This window comes from Amycolatopsis minnesotensis (assembly GCF_039529815.1).
Classification (GTDB): domain Bacteria; phylum Actinomycetota; class Actinomycetes; order Mycobacteriales; family Pseudonocardiaceae; genus Amycolatopsis; species Amycolatopsis minnesotensis.
In genome coordinates, this window is record NZ_BAAANN010000005.1 from 237,460 (window position 1) to 257,802 (window position 20,343).

Genomic DNA, 20,343 nt, shown 5'->3' on the forward strand with positions numbered 1-20,343 from the left:
CCGGGGCCTGCCGCTGAAGGGGCTAGGACAGGATCTCGACGTACCCGTTCGTCCCGTTCACGCGGATCCGCTGCCCGTCCCGGATCAGCCGGGTGGCCTGCTCCACACCCACGACGGCGGGCAGGCCGTACTCCCTGGCGATCACCGCGCCGTGGGTCATCTGGCCGCCCACCTCCGTCACCAGTCCCTTGACCGAGACGAACAGGGGCGACCAGCTCGGGTCCGTGTACGCGGTGACGAGGATGTCGTCCGCTTCGAGAGCGGCCTCCGCGACGTCCAGGATGACGCGGGCACGCCCTTCGACGGTCCCGGTGGACACCGGCAGGCCGACCAGCGCGCCCTCCGGCACGTCTTCTCGTTGGTACGCCCCGACAACGGCTTCGCCCTCCGAGGTGAGCACCCGGGGTGGCGTGAGCGCCTGGTACGACTTGAACGCCTCCTTGCGGCGGCGGATCAGCTCGCCGTCGGCCTCGTTCGCGCGCACGACGTCGTGGAGTTCCTGGAACCTGAGGTAGAACACGTCGTCCCGCTCGGCGAACAGACCGGCCCGCACGAGGCGTTCGGCCTCTTCCAGAAGTGCCTGCTTGTAGACGAAGTAGCGGCTGATCATGCCGTACTTCGGGTATTCGCGGTACCCGGTGAACGTACGGACGCGCTCGATCATCCGCTTGGTTTCTTCGGCCTTCCGCGCACCGTCCGGCAGGACTCGCAGGCGCTCCAGCACTTCCTGTTCCTTCTTCCACGCCTCCTGCCGCCCTTGTTCGAAGCGGCGCGCACCGGCGCCGGGCTCGAAGTTCTTGACGTTGGACAGGAGCACGGGCAGCAGCGTGGCAGGACGCTCGCTCCACCGCGGCCTCGTGATGTCGATTTCGCCGACGCAGCGCATGCCGTACTTGTCGAGATAGGACCGGATCGCCTCGCGCACCTCCGGCCCGCCCGCGAGCCCGTCCAGCTCGTCCAGGAACCCGTCGTCCGTGACATCCTGCAAGAAGGCGACGACCTCCGGATGCGGGCGGATCACGTCCGCGACGTCGAGCAGCGCGAGCCCCATCTCCGCGGTGACGTTGTGCGGGACGGACTGGGTGAGCGTGTCGGCCGCGTTCTTCTCGCCGAGCCACTCCTCCAGCTTCTCGTTGAGCCACCACGTCGTCTGCATCCCCGCCATGATCACCTCATGGCTCTCCGGATCGAACAGGATCCGCCGCAGCTCCTGGAAGTCCGCCAGGATGAAGTCCAGCAACGCGCTTCCGGACTTCGCCCGGATTTCGCGTTTCACCGCGGCGATGGATGCCTCGCAGCGCGCGATCAGGTCGGCGACGAGGGCCGGATCGGTCTCGATCGTGGCGGGCTCGACACCGGGGACCGGCACGGTGGGATCCTCGCCATCGAGCGGCGGGATGAAGCCGTCGCGGTCGAGGACGGTCCGCAACGCGTCCCCGATCAGCGGATCGGACTTCCCCAGGACGTCAAGGAAACCGGCGCGGTTCGCGGGCGAGGCCAGCATCTGGGTGACGTCGACGAACAGCCGCCCGCCCGCCTCCGCCATGGGCCGCGGCGTCGTCAGCTGCCAGACGGACAGGCCCAAGGGCGTCATCGGGTCGGTCATCATCTGCTGATGGCCGACCGAAACGTAGACGTGGTTGGCCAGGTCGCCGGTCTCCGGGATGGGGAACAACGTGGTGATCGGCCTGCTCTGGACGATCTGGAAGCCACCGCCGGCCAGGCACCATTCGATGTCCTGCGGGACGCCGAAGTGCCCTTCGATCCGCCTGCCGAGCTGCGCGAGCTGAACGGCTTGCGCGTCCGTCAGCGCGGGCTGTTCCTGCTGTGCCCGCTCGATCGCGCGTTCCCGCGTCCCGCCGTCGGGCAAGGCGTCGATGGCCAGCTTCTTGACACCGACCGCTTTGCCGACGAGTTCGCCGTCCCGGACCTGGTACACGTCGGCGTTCACCAGACCGGACACCAGTGCCTCGCCGAGGCCGAAGCCCGCCTCCACGGTGGTGATCTTCCGGTTCGAGGTCACAGGGTCGGCGGTGAACAGGATGCCTGCCACGTCCGAGAAGACCATCTGCTGCACGACGACCGCCATCTGCACCCTGCGGTGGTCGAACCCGTTCCGCAGGCGGTAGGTCACCGCCCGCTCGGTGAAGAGCGAGGCCCAGCACCGGCTGACGTGTTCGAGGATCGCCGCCTGCCCCACCACGTTCAGGTAGGTGTCCTGCTGGCCCGCGAAGGAAGCTGTCGGCAGATCCTCCGCGGTCGCGCTCGATCGGACGGCGTAGGCGGTCTTCTCGTCGAGCCGGGCGAGCGGCTTCGTGATCGCCTCCGCCAGGTCGTCCGGGATCACGATCCCCTCGATGCCATCGCGGATCTCCGCGCTGAGCGCGCGAATCGCCTCCCGGTCGTCCGGGCTCAGCCGCGACAGCCGGCCGAGCCGCTCGTCGATCGAGGGCACCTCCGCCATGACCCGCCGGAACGCATCCGTCGTCACGCAGTAGCCGGCCGGGACGTGGATGCCTTCGACACGCGAAAGCTCCCCCAGATTCGCCCCCTTGCCCCCCACCAGTGCGATCCGCGTCCGGTCGATCTCCTGGAAGTCCAGCACGGACCGGCTGGACGAGAAAGACCTCGCCGCACTGCTGTCACTAGCACGCATTCGCCACTTCCCACCTGCGTCGATTCTGGCTTAGGCGGAGAATTCTGCGGTACGACCCGGGTCTTGCCACAAGCCCCCAGGGGTGCTATATGTTAAACATGGCAGGGAGTACGTGACTCCTTGCCATTTGTCTGTTCAGCGGCCCCGCCGAGCCTCGCGAGCCACCGTGACGAGGTGGAAGTACCGCCTGCTGCTGGGCAGAAAGCACAACACGAGCCCGGCCGCGGAGGCCGAAGTCGCGACGATGTCGAGCACCGCGACGGAGGGGCCGTCCAAGCTCCGTGCCCACCCGTGAAAGCCCAGCCAGCAGTACGGCAGCATGAAGAAGTAGAGCACCACGAGGGAGACGACGATCCCGATCCGGGTGTCCTTCCTGCCCTTCCTCGCGCGGATCGCCCCGCCGAGGTAGAAGCCCAGCGCGATCAGCGTGATGATCCCGGCCGAATCCCCCGGCCGGAACGCTTCCACGTCGACGATCAGCCACAGCGAGAACGCAGCTATCGCCAGGCCCAGCGCGACCGAGATCTCCCGGGGGCGCACCGGCCGATGAGTTCGGACCTCGGCCACCGTCACCCTCCTCACCAGCGCACGCCACTGGCGCTGTTCGGGGGCCGACGGTACGGAAATCGCGCGGGGACCCCTCCCCGGTGCGCGGCCCCGTGCAGGCCACCGCCTGCACGGGGCGCACGACTGCCTTCCCCACTCGCTCAGCAGGTGAGCATCGAGAGGGCACTGTGCGAACAATGCGTCAGCAGGCTCAGGTTGCTGCCGGCACCGCCGTCGAAGTCCATCTCGTCCTGGGCCTCGATCGCCTGCAGTTCAAGGATGAATTCCATCTCCGCTCCTTCCTTCGTCGGATTGGTCCGCCGGTCTCGTCGGCCGGGGTCAGCGGGCCGGCGCGGTGGCCGCGCCGGCGGAGGGCGCCTGTTCGGTGAGGAAGGGCAGGACGGGGCCGTGCTGGTCGAGCACGGCGGCCAGCGCCAGCAGCACGCCGGCGCTTCCGGTGTCCAGGTCCATCGACAACCGGAGAAGCTGGTTTCCCGGGAAGGCGAGCCCGCCGCCGTACGGGATGGCGTGCCAGCGCAATCGGACGAGGTGGCGTTCGATCGCCTGGTCAAGGCGAGGGTCGGCCAGCCACCGGTTGGCGTGGGCGAGTGCTACCACCTGGCCTGCCCTGCCGAGCTGGAGTCCGGAGTGGACGACGAATTCACCGACGCAGCTCTCGAGCAGATCGCCGAGGCTGGCGACGGTGGGCGAACCAGGCGCGCGGCAGGCCAGTTCGGTGAGCACGACGGCGATTCCGGCGCTGCCGATCTCCAGGTAGGGCAGCGTGCGCCTGCCGTCGGACACCTGGAGCGAACGGTGCGGCGTTTCCACGCACTCCAGCAGGTCGCGCGCCACGGCGCGGTCGGCCAGGTCGAGCCACCGGCGGTCGCCGGTGTGGTCGGACAGGCGGATGAACAGCAGCCCCGGCCCGGACCAGCCGTGCATCAGACCGGCCTTGCCGTCGGATCCCGGTGGCTTCGCGCGGGGCAGCGCGGCCGCCAAGCGCTGCCCGATGGCAGCGGCCTCGGTCAGGAAGTCGTTGTCCTGCCGAGCTTCCGCCAGGTGCAGCAGGGTCAGCCCGATCCCGGCGAGGCCGCCGGACAGGCTGTGGTCGCCGATCCCGGACACCATCGGCGCGCACCGGGTCAGCAGCTCGGTGGCGAGGTCGTGCTGGCCGAAACGGTCCAGTACGTAGGCGATGCCGTGTGCGCCGCGCGAAAAGCCGGGGTGCTGGGGCGGGTGGCGGCGCACCGCGTCGCTCAGCCACTGTTCGTGTTCCGGGTAACGGCCCACCCCACCGGCGTCCAAGGCGTAGAGCACGCCCGCGGCGCCGTGTCCGAACGCAACGCCGCCGGAAGCGAACTGTTCGATGTCGCCGGGGAACAACCGGTCGCCGCGGTGCGGGGTGGCGCCGGCCAGGATCGCCTCGGCGATCGACTTGCGCACCGCCGACCAGTCCGGGGTGCGCTGGTCCAGTTCCGTGCGCGCGGCCGGGATGTCGTCGCGGGGTGCGAGTTCGCGGCTTATCCGGTCGGGGTAACCGGCGGGCAGGTCGAAGCGGCGGGCGACGAAGTCCAGGTACCCCGGCAGCTTCCCTGGTTCGAGCTCCAGCAAGGGGTTGAGCGGCAGGAACGCCCACAGCCGCACCGCCGCGAGCGCGTACCGGTCGAGGTCGAACCCGACCCGGCCGGCGGGCGCCCGGAAGCCCGGCACGCCCAGCGCCGGACGTGTCGCCTGCTCGACGGGGCAGGCCAGCTCGAAGTCGATCAGGCCGACAGCGTCGTGCTCGTCGAGCAGGATGTTGCCCCCGTGCAGATTGCCGAAGACCACGCCGCGCTGGTGCACCGCGTCGAGCACCGCCTCGATCCGGTCGAGGACGGCGAGCACGCGCTGGCGGTACTCGGCCACTTCGCGCGCACTCGGCTGATGGGTGAGCGGGTGGTTGGCCGCCATCCAACGGCCGAAGGTCTCACCAGCCAGGTACTCCATCGCCAGGAATTCGTGCTCCCAGACCGAAACCGCTCGTACACCGCGGGCACACCGGGGATTCCCGCCAACAGGGTGAGGATCTGGTGCTCCCGGTCGAGGCGGGTCACCGCATCGGCGTGCTCGCGGTCGAGGCCGCAGAACGGCCGGGCTTCCTTGAGCACCACCTGCGTCCCGTCGGACTCGCGGGTCGCGAGATAGACCCCGCCGCCGTTGGAGAAGTGCAGGGATTTCGTCACCTGGAAAGGGAACTGGCCCGGATCACCCGCTTTGCGCCTGGCCAGGTGCGGGCCGAGGCAGGCGGGCACCTGGACCCAGCCGGGCACCGCGAAAACGGGCTTGCGGAGGTCGGGCACCAGCGTGCCGTCCGGCTTCGCGATCGCGGGAACGCGCTTGCCACCGTGCTCCACCCACTGCTCGGCGAACCCGCCATAACGCGCGTAGAGCGGACCGCCGCCGTAGCGCAGGTCGCTGAGGATGTACGGCCCCCGCTCGCCTTCGAGCACGGCGGCGAGTTCGGTGAGCACACGCGCGAACTCGGCATCGTCGGCAGGATAGATCGTGATCAGCTTGCCGCTGGCCGATCGCGGCGCGTACTTGGAGTTGCGGGCCAGCAGGATCGACCTGGTGCGCAGGTACTTGAACGGGATCTTCCGCGCGACGCAGTAGCGGTGGACCTCGGTCAGCACCCGCTCGGCGTTGTCCATCGTCGCGGACGCGTGGATCTTCCAACCCTGCCGCCGCGCCACCGCCCCCGACGGCCAGAGGACCCGCCACACGTCACGGGTCAGTTGAGTCCACTGTGGACCAGGATCCGGCAGGAGCGGGGCGAAGTCGTCCCCGGCACTGCCGTCGACGCCCTGCACGTCGAAGAACAGCCGATCCGCCAAGCAGAACGCCTCGTAGTCGCGATCCATCCGCGCTCCCCTCCCGGATCGGTGGATCCCCGAGGGATCCGGCGTCCCGCCCACCGACCGATTCTTCGGCCGGGCCGCCGGGGTGTCGACCGCCTGGACGCATGACCACCCGTCACGTACGCGTGATCGTTGAGTAACACTCTGCAATCGATCCGTTCATGAGATAGCTCTCAGACGAATGTCTGACATTTGGCGTTAGGGTTACCTCATGAACGATATTCGTGCGCCGCGCCGGGTCGCGAGCCTGTCGGCGCAGCTGGTGGACACCCTCCGCGAACAGATCGCCTCGGGCGCTTGGCCGGTGGGGATGCGGATCCCGCCCGAACACGATCTGGTCGAGCAGCTCGGCGTCGGGCGCACGACGGTGCGCGAGGCGCTCGGCGCGCTGGTGCACCTGGGACTGCTGGAGGCCCGCAAGGGCGACGGGACGTACGTCCGGACCTCGAGCGAAATGCACTCGGTGCTGATGCGGCGCGCCGGTGCCTCGAGGTGGCACGACGTGCTGGAACTGCGCGCGGTGCTGGAGGAGTACGCCTCCGGCCTGGCCGCGGTGCGCCGCACCGAAGACGACCTGGTTCGCCTTCGGCACCTCCTCGACGAGGCCGAGGCGATCGCGGATCCACAAAGGACAGCAGCCATGGCGGAGGTCGACGCCCGCTTCCACCAGGCCGTGGTGAGCGCGGGCGGGAACACCCTGCTGGCCGAGGTTTACGACGTCCTGGGCAGCGCGGTCACCGAACAGATCGGCGGCGCCGTCTGGTCGAGCGAGACGGCCGCGGAGCACGCCCTCCTGCACCGGCGCCTGGTGGCGGCGATCGCCGCCGAGGACGAGGTCGGTGCGCGGTACTGCGCCACCGAGATCGTGAAGCTCACCGGGACCGGAACGGAAGAAGCGGAGTGACCGCCCCGAGAAACCCCACCGCGCTCGCACCGACCGCGACCGCCGAGAACCCCGTCAGCACGCCCACCCTCTCCGCCGGTCTCGTGCTCGCGATCCTGCTGGTGGCGGTCAACCTGCGCGCGACCTTGACCGGTGTCGGCACCCTGCTTCCCGCCATCGAGCACGACACCGGGCTGACCGCGGCCGCGGGCGGTGTGCTGAGTACCTTGCCGTTGCTCATGTTCGCGGTGACCTCACCCTTCGTCGGACGTGTCTCGCACCGGATCGGCACCACCCGGCTCCTCGTGGCCTCCCTCGCGGCGCTGGCGGCGGGCACCGTGCTCCGGTCCCTTCCTTCGGTCGCCTGCCTGTTCGCCGGAACGGTGGTCCTCTCGGCGGCGATCGCGGTGGGCAACGTCCTGCTGCCGACGGTGATCCGTGCCAACGTGCCCGGCCATCGGGTGCACACCATCAGCGCGCTTTACGTGACCGCCATGGGCTTGTTCGCCGCGCTGTCGTCCGGCATCTCCGTCCCGCTCGCCAAGGTCCTGCCCGGAACCTGGCATTCGGCACTGGCATGGGGCGTGGTCATCGCACTCGCCGCACTCGCGGGGTGGCTGCCCCGGCTGCGCGGGACCCGGCCGTCCGGCGGCGCGGAATCCCGCGGGAAACATGCCAGGACCCCGTGGAAGTCCTGGCTGGCGTGGCAGGTGTCCTTTTTCATGGGCCTGCAGTCCCTTGCCTTCTACACCGCCATCGCGTGGCTGCCCAGCATCCTCGGCGGGCAGGGCATGAGCACCACGGCCGCGGGCTGGATGCTGTTCTACTACCAGGTCGTCTCGCTGGTCACCGGCATGGTGCTGCCGTTGCTCACCCGTGGCCGCCACGACCAGCGCTTCACGGCTGCCGCGGCCGCGGCGATCGTGGCAGCCAGCTTCGCGATCCTGCTTCTCCTGCCGGGGTTCGCGGTCGTGGCGTGCACGCTTCTCGGGGTGGGCTCCGGCGTCTGCCTTGTGCTCGCGCTGAGCTTCCAAAGCCAGCGCGCCAGCGGCCCCAGCGAAACCACCGCGCTGGCCGGAATGGCCCAGTCCATCGGCTATCTCGTCGCCGCGGCCGGACCCCTTCTGCTGGGCGTCCTGCACGAGGCCACCGGAAGCTGGACCGGTGCCCTCGTGCTTCTCATCGCGCTGAGCACGGTCATGGCCGTCGCCGGGTACGGCGCGGGCCGCAACCGCCACGTCCGTACCTGACCTCGTCTCGGCGGCGGCGACCCCGCCCGGCTCACCCGGTGCGGGTCGATGCTCCCGCGATCTTCGCGGCGAAGGCCGCGGGAGCATCGACGATCCGAATCGTCGCCTGATCGACGAGGAAGTACTGCCCGCCGTCCTCGCGCGGGTTGGTGTAGGCGGCGGTCGCCACGAGCCTGCCGAAGTCGGCGACCACCGCGATCGGGTAGCCGCCATCGAAGACCTCACCGTGCGCCGCCGTGGCGACCGTGCCTTCCTCGTACCACGTGATGAAGTACTGCGCGGCGCCGAGTTCGAAGACGCGCATCGTCGGCTCGGTCTGCCGCACGCCGGCGAAATCGCCCTCGATACCCGACCACACCATGGTTTCGGCGTCCCGGTAGAACTGCTGGAGCACGTTTCCCGAGCCGTAGTGGAAGTTCGCCCGCACGCCGACCAGATCCTCGGTGAGCGGAAGGGTGCCGGGCACGGGGAAGTAGCGGACATCGGGTGCCACGGTGACTCCTTCGCAGGGCTTCTCGGCGCGAAGAGGACCTCGGCGCCACGAACGACGCTACGACAACCGGCGACGGCCACCCTTGCCGACGCGTGCAGCCGACTTGCCGCAACGCGCAGGAATTCGACGCCCCACGGCCGGTCCGCTCCCCGGGGCAGGACGAACAGGACGGTCGCTCTCTCCCCTGTGGACGGTGCTCCGGTCAGGGCGTGACGGCGAACTCCGTGTAGGTGCCGTACGCCTGGAAACCCAGCCGCCGGTAGACCGGTTCCCCGTCCGAAGACGCCTGCAGCACCGCGAGGTCGTACCCGGCGTCACGCGCCGCGTGCAGTGCCGCGAGCGTGATCGCCCCGCCGAATCCCCTCCTGCGGCAGGCGTCGAGCGTGGAAACGTTGTACAGACCGGAAATACCGTCGTGCAGGAGCAATTCGGCCGCACAAACCGGTTTCCGCTCGTGGTAACCGAACAGCAGCCTGCCGGGGCAACCCGCCGCGAGCACCCGGTCGGTGACCCTGGTGTAGAACTCGAGCACCCCGGCCGCGGGCGGGCTCCAGTTCGCGGCCTGGATCTCGGCGAACTCGCGCACCTGCGCCGGTGTGGTCACCGGGACGATGTCGAGATCCGTCGCGTGCCCGCCGTCCGGAAGATCGCCGAGCCGCGTCCACATGGCCGTTTCGCTCTCGGTGCGTTCCAGTCCCGCGGCGGCCAGCAGGTCGCGGAGGTCGTCCGGCTCGGACGCCGGTCCGACCCACCACGAGAAGCGGCGCCCGGTGGCCCGCAGCGCGGCGGCGGTTTCGGCGACCCTGCCTTCGGCCGCACCCGGCGCGAAGGCCGCCGCGGCGATGATGTTGAAGGGGTCGTCGTCGATCCCGCTGTCGGCGATCAGCAGGTCACCGGCGCGGGTGACCCTGGACTCCGGCAGCGCCGCGTGCAGGTAGCAGGCGTGCTCGGCGAGGTTGCGATCGAACCGTGCGAGCAACGCGTGGTCAGGCTTCATGCGCCCTTTCCCTTGTCGGTGAATCGGTGCCCAGCATCGGAGAGGACCGCCGGCCCGTCAACCGGAATCCGGGCCCGCGACCTACCACAGTGGACAGTGGCTGGCGCGGCTCAGCTCCGCTCCAGTGCGGCCAGCCGCAGCTCGAGCTGGTCGACCCGGTGCCGGAGCAGTGCGACCTGGGCCTCCAGGCTGACCTCCCGTTCCGCCCTGCGCTGAATGCGCGGTGACGCGGCGGCGCGCTCGATCACCGCGTCGAGCTGGACCAGGCGCTGCGGGCCGTTCGGGCCGTCCACCAGCCGGGACCGGATCTCGCCGTTGCGGTACCAGGACCGCAGGGCCGAGCGGGAAACGCCGGTCTCGGCCTCCGCCTTGGCCAGCGTGACCCAGGGTGTCTCGTCCAGCCGCTCGAACAGCTCCAGCTCGTGCTGCCAGCGCGCGAGCCGGTCCTCCCAGTCCGACGGAGTCTCCATCACACCCTCCCTTCGCCACGGTGACCCTATCAATAACATTGTATTGACAGGGTTGTAACCATGGAACCATGCCATTCGAAAAGTTCACGACGAAAGCACGCCAGGTGGTCGTCGCCTCCCAGGAGCAGGCGAGACTGCTCAAGCACGACTACATCGGCACGGAGCACATCCTGTTGGGGTTGCTCGATTCGCCGGACAGCACGGCGGCGAAGGTCCTGCACCAGCTCGGGTACGACAAGGAGACGGCGGAGGGCGACATCGCCGCGGTGGTCGAGCCCGGCACGGATGAGCCGCGCGGCCACATCCCGTTCACGTCGCGGGCGAAGAAGACGCTGGAACTCGCCCTGCGCGAGGCATTGCAGCTGCGCCACACCTACGTCGGCACGGAACACATCCTGCTCGCGCTGGTCAGGGAGGGCGAGGGCGTCGGCGCGCAGGTGCTCGCCGGCCGGATCACCCCGATCAGCAAGATCCGTGCCGCGGTGCTGACCGCCCTGGACGGATCGCAGGATGTCGCGGCCGGCCCGTGGCCTGCGGGCACACCCGCCACCGAAGACACCGTCTCCACCGCCAGCGCGCTGGCCGGTGGCGCACCGGTCGGCAGCCACCACCTGCTCGAAGCGTTGCTACGGGCGGAAAACAGCATGGCGGCGAAGGTGCTGCGGGAACTCGGGGTGGACCCGGACGCGGTCGCCGCCAAGATCGACGAGCTGGATCCGGACACGACCACCGACGCGAACCCGGAAGAGGCCGCCGCGCGCAAGATGGAAATCCGGCTGGCCGACGACGAGGTGCACGTGATCCTGCGGGACCCGGCGACGGTCGCGATCGCCAGGAAGGTCGCCGAGCTGTCCGACGGCCCGATCCGGGGCACCGGACCGGTCGCCGGCCTGTTCGTCCCGCTCTGGCGGTCGACGAACCAGCTCCTGCTGCAGATCCAGCGCGTACTGGAACCGGAGCCCGATGAAGAGGGCGGGTCCGCCGCCAGCAAGGTGGCCAAGGTCGTGCGCACGGTGCTCGCGCCCCGGTTCCGCCGGTGAACCGGCTCAGCGGCGGGCGGAGACAACCATGACCATCAGCATCATCGGAGCCGGCCTGGGCGGCCTGACCCTCGCCAGGGTGCTGCACGTGAACGGCATCCACGCCGTCGTGTACGAGCGGGAACCGTCGCGCGGCGCGCGCGGTCAGGGCGGCATGCTCGACATCCACTCCGGGCAGCAGGCGCTGCGCGACGCCGGTCTGATCGAGCAGTTCTTCGCGATCGCCCGTGGCGAAGGCCAGGACATGCGCCTTCTCGAACCGGACGGCACCCTGCTGCTCCAAGAGGACACACCCGACGACGCCCCGCTCCTGCGACCGGAGGTCGACCGCGCCGACCTGCGCGCCCTGTTGCTGGATTCGCTCCCCGACGACGCGGTGCGCTGGGGCCACGCGTTCCAGTCCGCCGGCAACGGCCTGCTGCGCTTCGCCGACGGCAGCGCTGCGGAGTACGACCTGCTGGTCGGCGCGGACGGCGCGGCCTCCAGGGTCCGCCCGCTGCTCACCGGCGCCCGCCCGGCGCACATCGGCAAGAACGTCGTCGAGATCGGCATTCCCGATGTCGACCGCACGCACCCCGATCTCGCGGCGATGGTCGGGCGCGGCACCTACTGGGTGCTCGGCAACGGGATATCACTGGCGGCGCAGCGCAACGGCGACGGCCGCGTCCGCATCGGGCTCAGCTTCTACAACACCGCCGAGGACTGGTTCGCCACCAGCGGGATCCCGTTCGCCGACCCGGCGGCGGCCAAGGCGCGGCTGATCGAACTGCTCCCCGGCTGGCACCCTCGGTTCACCGCGCTGATCGCGGCCTGCGACGACACGGTCGTGCCAAGGTCGATCGCCGCGCTCCCGGTCGGCCTGACCTGGCCGTCGGCACCGGACATCACGCTGCTCGGCGATGCCGCGCACCTGATGCCGCCGACGGGGCAGGGCGCCAACATGGCGCTGCTCGACGGCGCCGTGCTCGGTCTCGCACTGGCCGCGCACCCGGACGACTTCCCCACCGCCGTCAAGGAATACGAACGCGAGATGTTCGACCGCACCGGCGCCGCCGCCAGGATGTCCGCGGACATGCACGAGTTGCTGACGGCGCCGGACGCCGGCCGGAAGATGCTCGAGTTCTTCCAACCCGGCTGAGGGAACCGATCCCGTCGTGCGGGCCGAGGACGCGGGTACCTTCGAAACGCTGAAAACCCGGAACCTGCTCGGCTTCGCCCTGCACCGCGCGGGCAGGCTGGCCGAAGCCGAAGACGAGCTGCGCGCCGCGCTGGAAGACTGCGCCCGCGCACTCGGTCCGACGGATGCGGAAACCCTGTTCAGCCAAAGCCTGCTGGCTTACCTCCTGCTCGACTCCGGCACCGTGGGCGAGGCGGCGCGGAACACCCGATCACCGCCAGCTGCCGCCGCAGCCTGCAAGCGATACGGGGGACCTGAGCGTCCACATCGGACGGTTCGCGGGTCAGCGACCAGGTTCACGGGCGATCTTGTGGCCAGCTCCTCCAGCGACCAGCCCTGCGCCACCCGCAGCGCACGAACGCGGTTGCGCACCAGGCTCTCCAGCTCGCCATCGGCTTGCGTCATAGGCACGACCCCATGCCCGTTTCGCAAGCCTCACATCCGGGCTTTCAGGATGTCGATCTCGCAGCCCGGCGCGGACGGGTCGAAACCGTGCTCGACCAGCCAACGGACGGCCTGCAGGCTTCGCAACGACCACCACGCGCGGATCACGTCGAGGTCGACATCGGTGCCGTAACCGGCGACGACGTCGCCGAGGTGCTCCGGGTGGCCGAGGGTCAGGATGGCGAGGTCGAACAGGGCATCACCCTGAGCGGCCTCGGACCAGTCGAGCACGCCGGTGATCTCGTCACCGTCGACGAACACGTGGGCGACCTGCAGGTCGCCGTGTACGAACACCGGTTTCCACGGCCGCAGCGCGGCCTCGGCGATCCGGCGGTTGCGCGTGACCAGGTCGGCGGGAAGGACATCGTTCGCGACGAGCCACTCGCATTCACCGTCGAGATGCGACGCGATCTCACCGGGGCTCCGGCCGGGCCGCGGCGGCACCGGCGCCTCGTGCAGCATCCGGACGGCGGCGCCGGCCGCCGCCCACGCCGCCGGCGACGCGTTCGACGGCTCGCCGAGGCGACCGAGTGCCGTGCCGGGGAGGGCGGCGAGCGCGAGCACGGGCGGCTTTCGCCACAGGACCTCCGGGGTCGGGACCGGCGCCATGGCCATCGCATCGACCTCGACGTCGGTGCGCGTCTGATCAGCGTCGACCTTCAGGAACACGTCACCGACGCGCAGGGTCGCGCACTCGTGATGGGCGACGACGACTTCGACCTCTTCCACGGCGGCCATTGTCACGGGAACGATTGTCACGGGAACGACCACCGGCGTCACCGGGTTTTCGTGCGGTTCCTCGTGTCCGGCGGCAGCCCGTCGAGCCGGGGTTTGACCCGGCCGCGCCCGGGGCATATCCGGTCCCGATGGGATCTCAAATCGCCGCCACCTGGGTCTCCGCGATCGGCAGCGCGGGTTCGCTGCTCGGTTTCGCGTCCTATGTGTGGATCATGCTGCTCAACCGCAAGGACCAGCCCGAGATCCGCCAGCAGGAGCAGGCGCAATCGGTGTCGGCGTGGCTCGACGAGGGCAGCCGGTTCGATCGGGACGAGGACTACGTCGTGTGCGCGCACAACAGCGGTGACGCACCGGTCTTCGGGTGTGAGCTGAGGGTCACCCGCCCGGACGAGGACGAGCCGCACCACGTCCGCTTCGCGATCATCCCGCCGGGCACGACCGCGACCCGCGCGCTGCCCTTCGGGAGGGAAGCGATGTCCTCGGACGACCTGTACTCGGCGTCCGCCATTCCCGAGCTGTCGTTCACCGACTCCCACGGTGGTCACTGGGCCCGCGACACCGCGGGGTTGCTCAGCCGCACGGATCGGCGCACCCTGCGCGGGCGGTGGCGCAGCTCGGCCGGGCGCGGATGACCCGGTTCCGGCACCGCCGCAGGTGAGGAAGCGAACCCGGAGTGCGGGGCCGTTGTGGCTACTAGAAGATCTAGGTCATGAGTGAGACGCCCCCCGGCGGCGCGGTGCACCGGATGGGCGCCGACGTGCCAAGGTCGATGGCCGAGCGGATGCGACAGCTTCGCCGCCGCGGTTTCGTCGGCCGCGCCACCGAGCGCGCCGCCTTCGCTTCGGCGCTGCGCGGCGATCACGACGCCCCACGGGTGTTGCTGCTGCACGGCCCTGGCGGGATCGGGAAGTCGGCATTGCTGCGGCGGCTGGCCGACGACGCCGAGGACCTCGGCCACACCGTGACCTGGATACGCGGTGAATACGTCGAATCCTCGGCGACGACGTTCATCGCCAAGGCGGAATCGGTGTGGGCGGCCGCCCGGCCGGTGCTGCTCGTCGACGGTTTCGAACACTGCCAGGTGCTCGAAACCTGGCTGCGGGACGATTTCCTGCCCACCGTGCCGGAGGACACCGTCATCGTGGTCGCCGGGCGGCAACGCCCCGAACCGCACTGGACGCTCGATCCCGGCTGGCGCCCTCTCACCCTTGCGATCGGCCTTGAGCCGCTGCGCCCGCTGGAGGCCAGCTACCTCCTCCGCGACCGGGGCGTACCGGATTCGCTGCACGCGGCGATGAACCGGTTCGCCGGCGGGCATCCGCTGGCGCTGTGCCTCGCCGCCGAGGTCGCGGCCGAAACCCCGCCAGGGGACGCCGCGTGGGAGCCGAGCCCGGACATCATCGAGACGTTGCTGGCGCGCATGATCGACCGGGTCCCCTCGGCGGCGCACGAGTACGGGCTGCGCCTCTGCGGCCACGTCCGGCACGTCACGGCCGACCTGCTGCGCACCGGTATGTCCGAACCGGAAGCACGCACCGTGTTCGACTGGCTCGCCGCGCTCCCCTACGTGGAACCGGGAGCACACGGCCTCGTCGGCCACGAACAGGTCCGCGACGCACTCGACTCGTCCTTCCGCTGGCGCGATTCGGTCGCCTACGCCGAACTGCACGTCCGCCTGTGGCGCCACCTCGGCCAGCGCGCGTCGACCGCCCCGCCCGGCTCCGCCACGGTGATCACCGCCGAACACCTCTACCTCTACCGGTACAGCGCGCACGAGTTCGGGGATCTGTTCGAAGCCCAGCCGGCCGAGGCGCTCTACGAACGCGACTACACGCCGGAGGTGCGCGACGAGGTACTGCGCCTGGCACGAGAGGACCAGGGCGAAACCGGTGCACGGCTGGTGGCCTACTGGCTCGACCGCCAGCCCGAAGCGTTCTACGTCTATTACCGGTCGGGCGACCTGACGCCGGTGGCCTTCTTCGCCTGGCTGCGCCTGCGGCCCGGAACGGACGACTGGGCAGGCGACCCCGCGCTCGCCGCCGTGCGCGAGCACCTCGACAGCACCGGCGACCTCAACCCCGGTGAGCACGTCGGTATCGCCCGGTTCATGGTGCCGACACCGTCCGATGAGGACTACACGACCGGGGCGACCGGGGCGACCCTGCACGCCGCGCACATCACCACCGCGACCTTGCGGGGCCAGGGCCGTCTCGCCGCCAGTTTCGTGGTGGCCGCCGGGCTGGAGGTCGTCGCTCCCCGGCTCGAATACTTCGACTTCCGCCTGCTCCGCCCGATGCCGGAACTCGGCGACGGGGGCTGGGGAATCTTCGTGCACGACTGGCGGGAGGTCCCGCTGACCGAGCACCTGGACCGGGTCGTGAGCAAATTCGGCTGGGCCACTTCCGCCGACACGAGCGGGACCGCTCCCGAGGCAGCGCGACTCCCCCAGCACGAGTTCTTCGAAGCGGTCAAGCAGGCACTGCTGGACTGGCACGACGACGGCGCGATCGCCGCGAACCCGCTGACCAGGACCTACGGCGACAGCGACGCCCTGCGCGCGGCCGTGACCGCCGCCGTAGACGCCCTCCGCGCGGACCCTCGACACGTCAAGCACCAGCGCGCGGTGCGGGCCACCTACCTCGACCGCCGCACCACGCAGGAAGCGGCGGCGAACCGCCTCGGCCTCCCGTTCGGCACCTACCGGCGGCACCTGCGCACCGGCGTGGGCCAGATCTGCACCGCGCTCTGGGACCGGTGAGCCCGCGCGGTGAACGTCGAGCGGGGTTCCTGCTTCGCGAACCGCGGATGTGACAACCTCCACGACAGCATCCCGCCGCGCGGCTGTCGCCAGTAACGTGCTGGTCATGAGCGACGCGCAGGTGCCGACCCCGACCGAGGCCTTCGAGGTGCTGCTGGCCGGTAACGAGCGCTTCGTCTCCTCGACACCGGAGCACCCGAACCAGGATGCCGTACGGCGCGCCGAAACCGCGCCGGGTCAGCGGCCCTTCGCGGTGCTCTTCGGCTGCTCCGACTCCCGGCTGGCGGCCGAGATCATCTTCGACCGCGGGCTGGGCGACCTGTTCGTCGTGCGCACCGCGGGCCACGTCGCGGGACCGGAGGTCCTCGGCAGCATCGAGTACGGCGTGAGCGTGCTCGACTGCCCCCTGGTCGTGGTGCTGGGGCACGACTCCTGTGGCGCGGTCGCGGCCACCCGCACCGCGCTGACCGAGGGCATCGGCACCGCCGGGTTCGTCCGCGACGTGATCGAACGCGTCACCCCCAGCGTCCTGTCCGCTCGCGCCGCCGGGCTCACCAGCGACGAGGACATCGTCGCCGAGCACATCCGGCACACCGTCGACCTGCTGGTGAACCGCTCCAAGGTCCTTGCCGACCAGATCGAAGCCGGGCGAACGGCCGTGGCGGGCCTGTACTACCGGCTCGCCGACGGAAGCGCCGAAATCGTCACCACCCGAGGGCTGCCGGACCACCCGAAGACGCGGTGAGCACCGAGCCGCCGCGCCGGTGATGACGCCGCGGCAGTGCTCATGAGCCATCCGGCGTCCCCGGTCGAGCCGTCCCGAGTGGACTGACCGCATCGCCGAGCGGATCGGCCATCCGGCCGATATCCGGACCCGCTCCGGCAGGATTCCGCTTCGGCTGACCGGAATTGACCGGCTCATCGGGCGATGTCCGCCACCCCCGCCCCGAATAGCTTCGGACTGCTCACATTTCCGGCGGAGGTGGGACCCGTTGCTGAAGCAGTCCGTGAAGACGAAGGTGCGTGTGGGGATCGCCGCGCTCATCGTGGCGGGTGGCCTGTTCGCCACGATCGCGGTGAACAGCGGATCCGGGGGCAGCGACTGGGAAGCCGAGTGCAGTTCGGCTCCGGCGGAGGCGGCGGGCAAGCACGCGAGTGCCATCGCCGAAGCCAGGAAAGCGTTGCTGGCCAACGGAAACGATCCCCGTCTCGGCATCGAGGTCGTCGATCTGAGCGCGTGCGCGGTGGAGGTGAGCTGGAAGGCCGATCAGGCGCAGCCCACCGCGTCCGTGGTGAAGCTGCTCATCGCGCTCGACCTGATCGACGGTTCCGGGGTGCCATCGGGCAGCGAAGCGACTGCCGTCCACGACATGCTCGCGGCCAGCGACGATCGCATCGCCAGCCGCCTGTGGCAACAGCACGGCGGGCCGTCGATCGTCCGGCGGCAGGTCGAGAAGCTGGGCCTCACGCACACTTCGCCCGCCGCCGACGCCGGCCAATGGGGCTCCACCCAGATGTCGCCGAGCGACGTCATCGCGGTCTACCGGCACATCACCTCGGGACTGTCCGAAGAGGAACGCGAGTTCGTCACCGAAGCGATGGAAAGCGCCCCGCGCAACGCCGCCGACGGTTTCGACCAGTACTTCGGGATTCCGCGTGCGTTCCAGGACTCGGACTGGGCGGTGAAACAGGGCTGGGGCAGCTCGGAGGGCCGACGGGTGTTCAACACCACGGGCCTGGTCCGAACCGCGTCCAGGATCTTCGCCATCGCGGTGATGGGCACCTGGAACGAAACGGTCGACCAGACCACCGCGACGACGGCGCTCACCGCCGCCACCGGCGCGCTGAAGTCCTCGCTCACCGCCGGAAGCACCTGAATCCCTCCTGGCCGGGCGCGCTCGCGCGAGCCGGTCAGCTCGGTTTCAGCGTGGGCGTGCGCAGGTCGATCCAGGTGGCGAGGTCGAGCAGCCGTTCCAGCCCGGCCCGCTGGATGTTGGTGATACCGGAGACCGTCGCCTTGGCCGCGGTCCGCACCTGTTCGTGGTCGTAGAAGTCCAGCGCCTGGTGGTCGCCCGCGATCAGCGCCCGCGCCTGCTCCTGGATCGCGGCAAGGTAGGCCGGGTCGTAGGTGCCCGGGTAGCCGCTCTTCTTCCGGTTGGCCACCGACTCGGGCAGTACGTCGCGGGTCGCGCCGCGCAGGATGCTCTTTTCCCTGCCGTCGTAGGTTTTGAGCGACCACGGCGTGTTGAACACGTACTGCACCAGCCGGTGGTCGCAGAAGGGCACGCGGACTTCGAGCCCGACGGCCATGGACATCCGGTCCTTGCGGTCGAGCAGGGTCTGCACCATCCGGGTCAGGTGCAGGTAGCACACCTCGCGCATCCGGTGCTCGAGTCCGGTCTCGGAGTCCTTGTGCGGCACCTCGCGCAACGCCTCCTGGTACCGGTCGGCGGTGTAGGCGTTCAGGTCGAGCGCGGCGGTCACCTCCGGGGTCATCAGGCCGCCGCGGTTGATCGGCGAGTTCTGGTTGGCCAGCCAGGGAAAGGTCTCGGCGTCGCGCTGTTCGTTGTGGAACCACGGGTAGCCGCCGAACACCTCGTCCGCCGACTCGCCGGACAGCGCCACCGTCGAATGGCTGCGGATGGCCTTGAACAGCAGGTACAGCGAGTTGTCCCGGTCGCCGATGCCCGAGGGAATGTCCCGCGAGCCGACCGCCGCCGCCCGCACCGACGGATCGGCCATCGCGGCGCCGTCGAGCATGATGTCCTCGTGCTCGCAGACGATGTGGTCCGCGACCGCGTGCACGTACGGGGTGTCCTGGGTCGGCGCGACCTCCTCGGCGCGGAAGTTCTCGGCCTGGTTGGGGAAGTCGACGGCGAAGCTGCGCACCACCTCGCCCTGTTCCTGCAGTTGCCCCGCGGCGATCGCGGTCATCGCCGACGAGTCGAGTCCGCCGGAGAGCAGGGTGCATCGCGGCACGTCGGCGACGAGCTGGCGCCGGATGATGTCGTCGAGCAGTTCGCGGACGTGCGACACGGTGGCCCGCTGGTCGTCGCGGTGCTCGCCCACCTCCAGCCGCCAGTACCGGGTTTCGCGCAGCCCGTTGCGGTCCACTGTGGCCAGATGCCCCGGGCGCAGCTCGCGCATGCCGTCCCAGACGGCGTGGCCGGGGGTCTTGACGAAGCCGAAGATCTCGCGGAGCCCGTCCAGGCTGACCGTGCGGTCGGCGAGCGAATTGGCCAGGATGGCCTTGGGCTCGGACCCGAACAGCACACCGTCTTCGGTTTCGAAGAAGTAGAACGGCTTGATGCCCATCCGGTCGCGGATCATCACCAGCTTGTCGGCACGGCTGTCCCAGATGGCGAAGGCGTACATGCCGTTCAGGCGGTCGACGAGCGCCTCGCCCCATTCCACGTAACCGCGCAGGACCACCTCGGTATCGGAATCGGTGGTGCACACGACGCCGCGGCGGCGCAGTTCCTCACGCAGTTCGGTGTAGTTGTACGCCTCGCCGGAATAGACCATCGCCACCGCGCCGTCCGGCGTGTCGACGACCATCGGCTGGGTCCCGCCTGGCAGGTCGATGACGGCGAGCCTGCGGTGCCCGAGCGCCGCGTGCTCGGCGTACCAGGTACCCGAGTCGTCCGGGCCGCGGCACGACATAGTCGCCGTCATGGCGTCCAGTTCGGGCCCCTGTCCTCGCAGGTCGCGACGGAACGACACCCAGCCGGTGATGCCACACACTGTAACCTCCGCATTACGAAAAGATATTGCTGAGGCTAACTATCTACCCGAGGGACGAGCCTCCGCCATACGACAGATGGGTGGTGGTCAATCAAACACCACCAAGACCACGCATAACGGTGGATAAGCGCGGATACCGCGTCAAGCACGCCTTTCGGACAGCTCGGCCGCCCCACACCCGAGCTTTCCCGAACCACCGGCGACTTCCGCGAAATCAAGCGGCGACAACAGCTCCGCACCACTCTCG

18 protein-coding genes and 1 pseudogene are annotated in these 20,343 nt (G+C 69.8%); 9 read left to right on the plus strand and 10 right to left on the minus strand.

Going from position 1 to position 20,343, the window contains the following annotated elements:
- Window positions 1-22: 22 nt before the first annotated feature.
- The 5 genes from rph to ABD256_RS44355 all read right to left on the minus strand — a co-directional run bounded on the left by rph (window position 23) and on the right by ABD256_RS44355 (window position 6,105).
- Entirely contained in the window at window positions 23-2,656 is a 2,634-nt protein-coding gene (gene rph, locus ABD256_RS08430) for a rifamycin-inactivating phosphotransferase (RefSeq protein WP_344415338.1), read from the minus strand.
- 135 nt (window positions 2,657-2,791) lie between these two features.
- Window positions 2,792-3,223: a hypothetical protein gene (locus ABD256_RS08435; RefSeq protein WP_344415340.1), complete on the minus strand. Its 432-nt coding sequence runs from the start codon at window positions 3,221-3,223 to the stop codon at window positions 2,792-2,794.
- Between the two features lie 140 nt (window positions 3,224-3,363).
- Window positions 3,364-3,492 (minus strand): SapB/AmfS family lanthipeptide, encoded by a 129-nt coding sequence (locus ABD256_RS08440; protein ID WP_344415342.1) that lies wholly within the window; start codon window positions 3,490-3,492, stop codon window positions 3,364-3,366.
- 49 nt (window positions 3,493-3,541) lie between these two features.
- Complete coding sequence (locus tag ABD256_RS08445; RefSeq protein WP_425546406.1) at window positions 3,542-5,068, minus strand: hypothetical protein; 1,527 nt, start codon at window positions 5,066-5,068, stop codon at window positions 3,542-3,544.
- Entirely contained in the window at window positions 4,969-6,105 is a 1,137-nt protein-coding gene (locus tag ABD256_RS44355) for a class III lanthionine synthetase LanKC N-terminal domain-containing protein (RefSeq protein ID WP_425546401.1), read from the minus strand. The genes ABD256_RS08445 and ABD256_RS44355 overlap by 100 nt, the downstream gene beginning before the upstream one ends.
- 208 nt (window positions 6,106-6,313) lie before the next feature.
- Here ABD256_RS44355 and ABD256_RS08450 point away from each other — a divergent pair, with 208 nt between their 5' ends.
- Both ABD256_RS08450 and ABD256_RS08455 read left to right on the plus strand, forming a co-directional pair.
- Entirely contained in the window at window positions 6,314-7,006 is a 693-nt protein-coding gene (locus ABD256_RS08450) for a FadR/GntR family transcriptional regulator (RefSeq protein WP_344415346.1), read from the plus strand.
- Window positions 7,003-8,235 (plus strand): CynX/NimT family MFS transporter, encoded by a 1,233-nt coding sequence (locus tag ABD256_RS08455; RefSeq protein WP_344415348.1) that lies wholly within the window; start codon window positions 7,003-7,005, stop codon window positions 8,233-8,235. Before ABD256_RS08450 ends, ABD256_RS08455 begins: the two co-directional genes overlap by 4 nt.
- Before the next feature lie 31 nt (window positions 8,236-8,266).
- Here ABD256_RS08455 and ABD256_RS08460 read toward each other — a convergent pair whose 3' ends face one another.
- From ABD256_RS08460 to ABD256_RS08470, 3 genes are all read right to left on the minus strand, one after another.
- Window positions 8,267-8,728 (minus strand): MoaF C-terminal domain-containing protein, encoded by a 462-nt coding sequence (locus tag ABD256_RS08460; protein WP_344415350.1) that lies wholly within the window; start codon window positions 8,726-8,728, stop codon window positions 8,267-8,269.
- 202 nt (window positions 8,729-8,930) lie between these two features.
- Complete coding sequence (locus tag ABD256_RS08465; protein WP_344415352.1) at window positions 8,931-9,725, minus strand: GNAT family N-acetyltransferase; 795 nt, start codon at window positions 9,723-9,725, stop codon at window positions 8,931-8,933.
- A 110-nt stretch (window positions 9,726-9,835) separates the two neighbouring features.
- Window positions 9,836-10,195 (minus strand): excisionase, encoded by a 360-nt coding sequence (locus ABD256_RS08470; RefSeq protein ID WP_344415354.1) that lies wholly within the window; start codon window positions 10,193-10,195, stop codon window positions 9,836-9,838.
- Window positions 10,196-10,263: 68 nt separating this feature from the next.
- Here ABD256_RS08470 and ABD256_RS44360 point away from each other — a divergent pair, with 68 nt between their 5' ends.
- The 3 genes and pseudogenes from ABD256_RS44360 to ABD256_RS08490 all read left to right on the plus strand — a co-directional run.
- On the plus strand, window positions 10,264-11,235 hold the full coding sequence (locus tag ABD256_RS44360) for a Clp protease N-terminal domain-containing protein (RefSeq protein WP_425546402.1): 972 nt from the start codon (window positions 10,264-10,266) through the stop codon (window positions 11,233-11,235).
- A 28-nt stretch (window positions 11,236-11,263) separates the two neighbouring features.
- On the plus strand, window positions 11,264-12,373 hold the full coding sequence (locus tag ABD256_RS08485) for an FAD-dependent oxidoreductase (RefSeq protein ID WP_344415356.1): 1,110 nt from the start codon (window positions 11,264-11,266) through the stop codon (window positions 12,371-12,373).
- Window positions 12,374-12,389: 16 nt separating this feature from the next.
- A pseudogene (locus ABD256_RS08490) lies at window positions 12,390-12,581 on the plus strand (tetratricopeptide repeat protein); the annotation flags it as partial.
- Window positions 12,582-12,847: 266 nt separating this feature from the next.
- On the opposite strand, the gene ABD256_RS08495 reads toward ABD256_RS08490, so the two are convergent.
- Window positions 12,848-13,594 carry a phosphotransferase family protein gene (locus ABD256_RS08495; protein WP_344415542.1) on the minus strand — a complete coding sequence of 249 codons (747 nt, stop codon included), beginning with the start codon at window positions 13,592-13,594 and terminating at the stop codon, window positions 12,848-12,850.
- 128 nt (window positions 13,595-13,722) lie between these two features.
- Between ABD256_RS08495 and ABD256_RS08500 the strand changes: the two genes are divergently transcribed.
- From ABD256_RS08500 to ABD256_RS08515, 4 genes are all read left to right on the plus strand, one after another.
- Entirely contained in the window at window positions 13,723-14,226 is a 504-nt protein-coding gene (locus ABD256_RS08500) for a hypothetical protein (protein ID WP_344415359.1), read from the plus strand.
- A 77-nt stretch (window positions 14,227-14,303) separates the two neighbouring features.
- Window positions 14,304-16,352: an ATP-binding protein gene (locus ABD256_RS08505; RefSeq protein ID WP_344415361.1), complete on the plus strand. Its 2,049-nt coding sequence runs from the start codon at window positions 14,304-14,306 to the stop codon at window positions 16,350-16,352.
- A 106-nt stretch (window positions 16,353-16,458) separates the two neighbouring features.
- On the plus strand, window positions 16,459-17,097 hold the full coding sequence (locus tag ABD256_RS08510) for a carbonic anhydrase (RefSeq protein WP_344415363.1): 639 nt from the start codon (window positions 16,459-16,461) through the stop codon (window positions 17,095-17,097).
- A 247-nt stretch (window positions 17,098-17,344) separates the two neighbouring features.
- On the plus strand, window positions 17,345-18,229 hold the full coding sequence (locus tag ABD256_RS08515; protein WP_344415365.1) for a serine hydrolase: 885 nt from the start codon (window positions 17,345-17,347) through the stop codon (window positions 18,227-18,229).
- Between the two features lie 34 nt (window positions 18,230-18,263).
- Here ABD256_RS08515 and asnB read toward each other — a convergent pair whose 3' ends face one another.
- Entirely contained in the window at window positions 18,264-20,096 is a 1,833-nt protein-coding gene (gene asnB / locus ABD256_RS08520; protein ID WP_344415367.1) for an asparagine synthase (glutamine-hydrolyzing), read from the minus strand.
- Window positions 20,097-20,343: the final 247 nt, after the last annotated feature.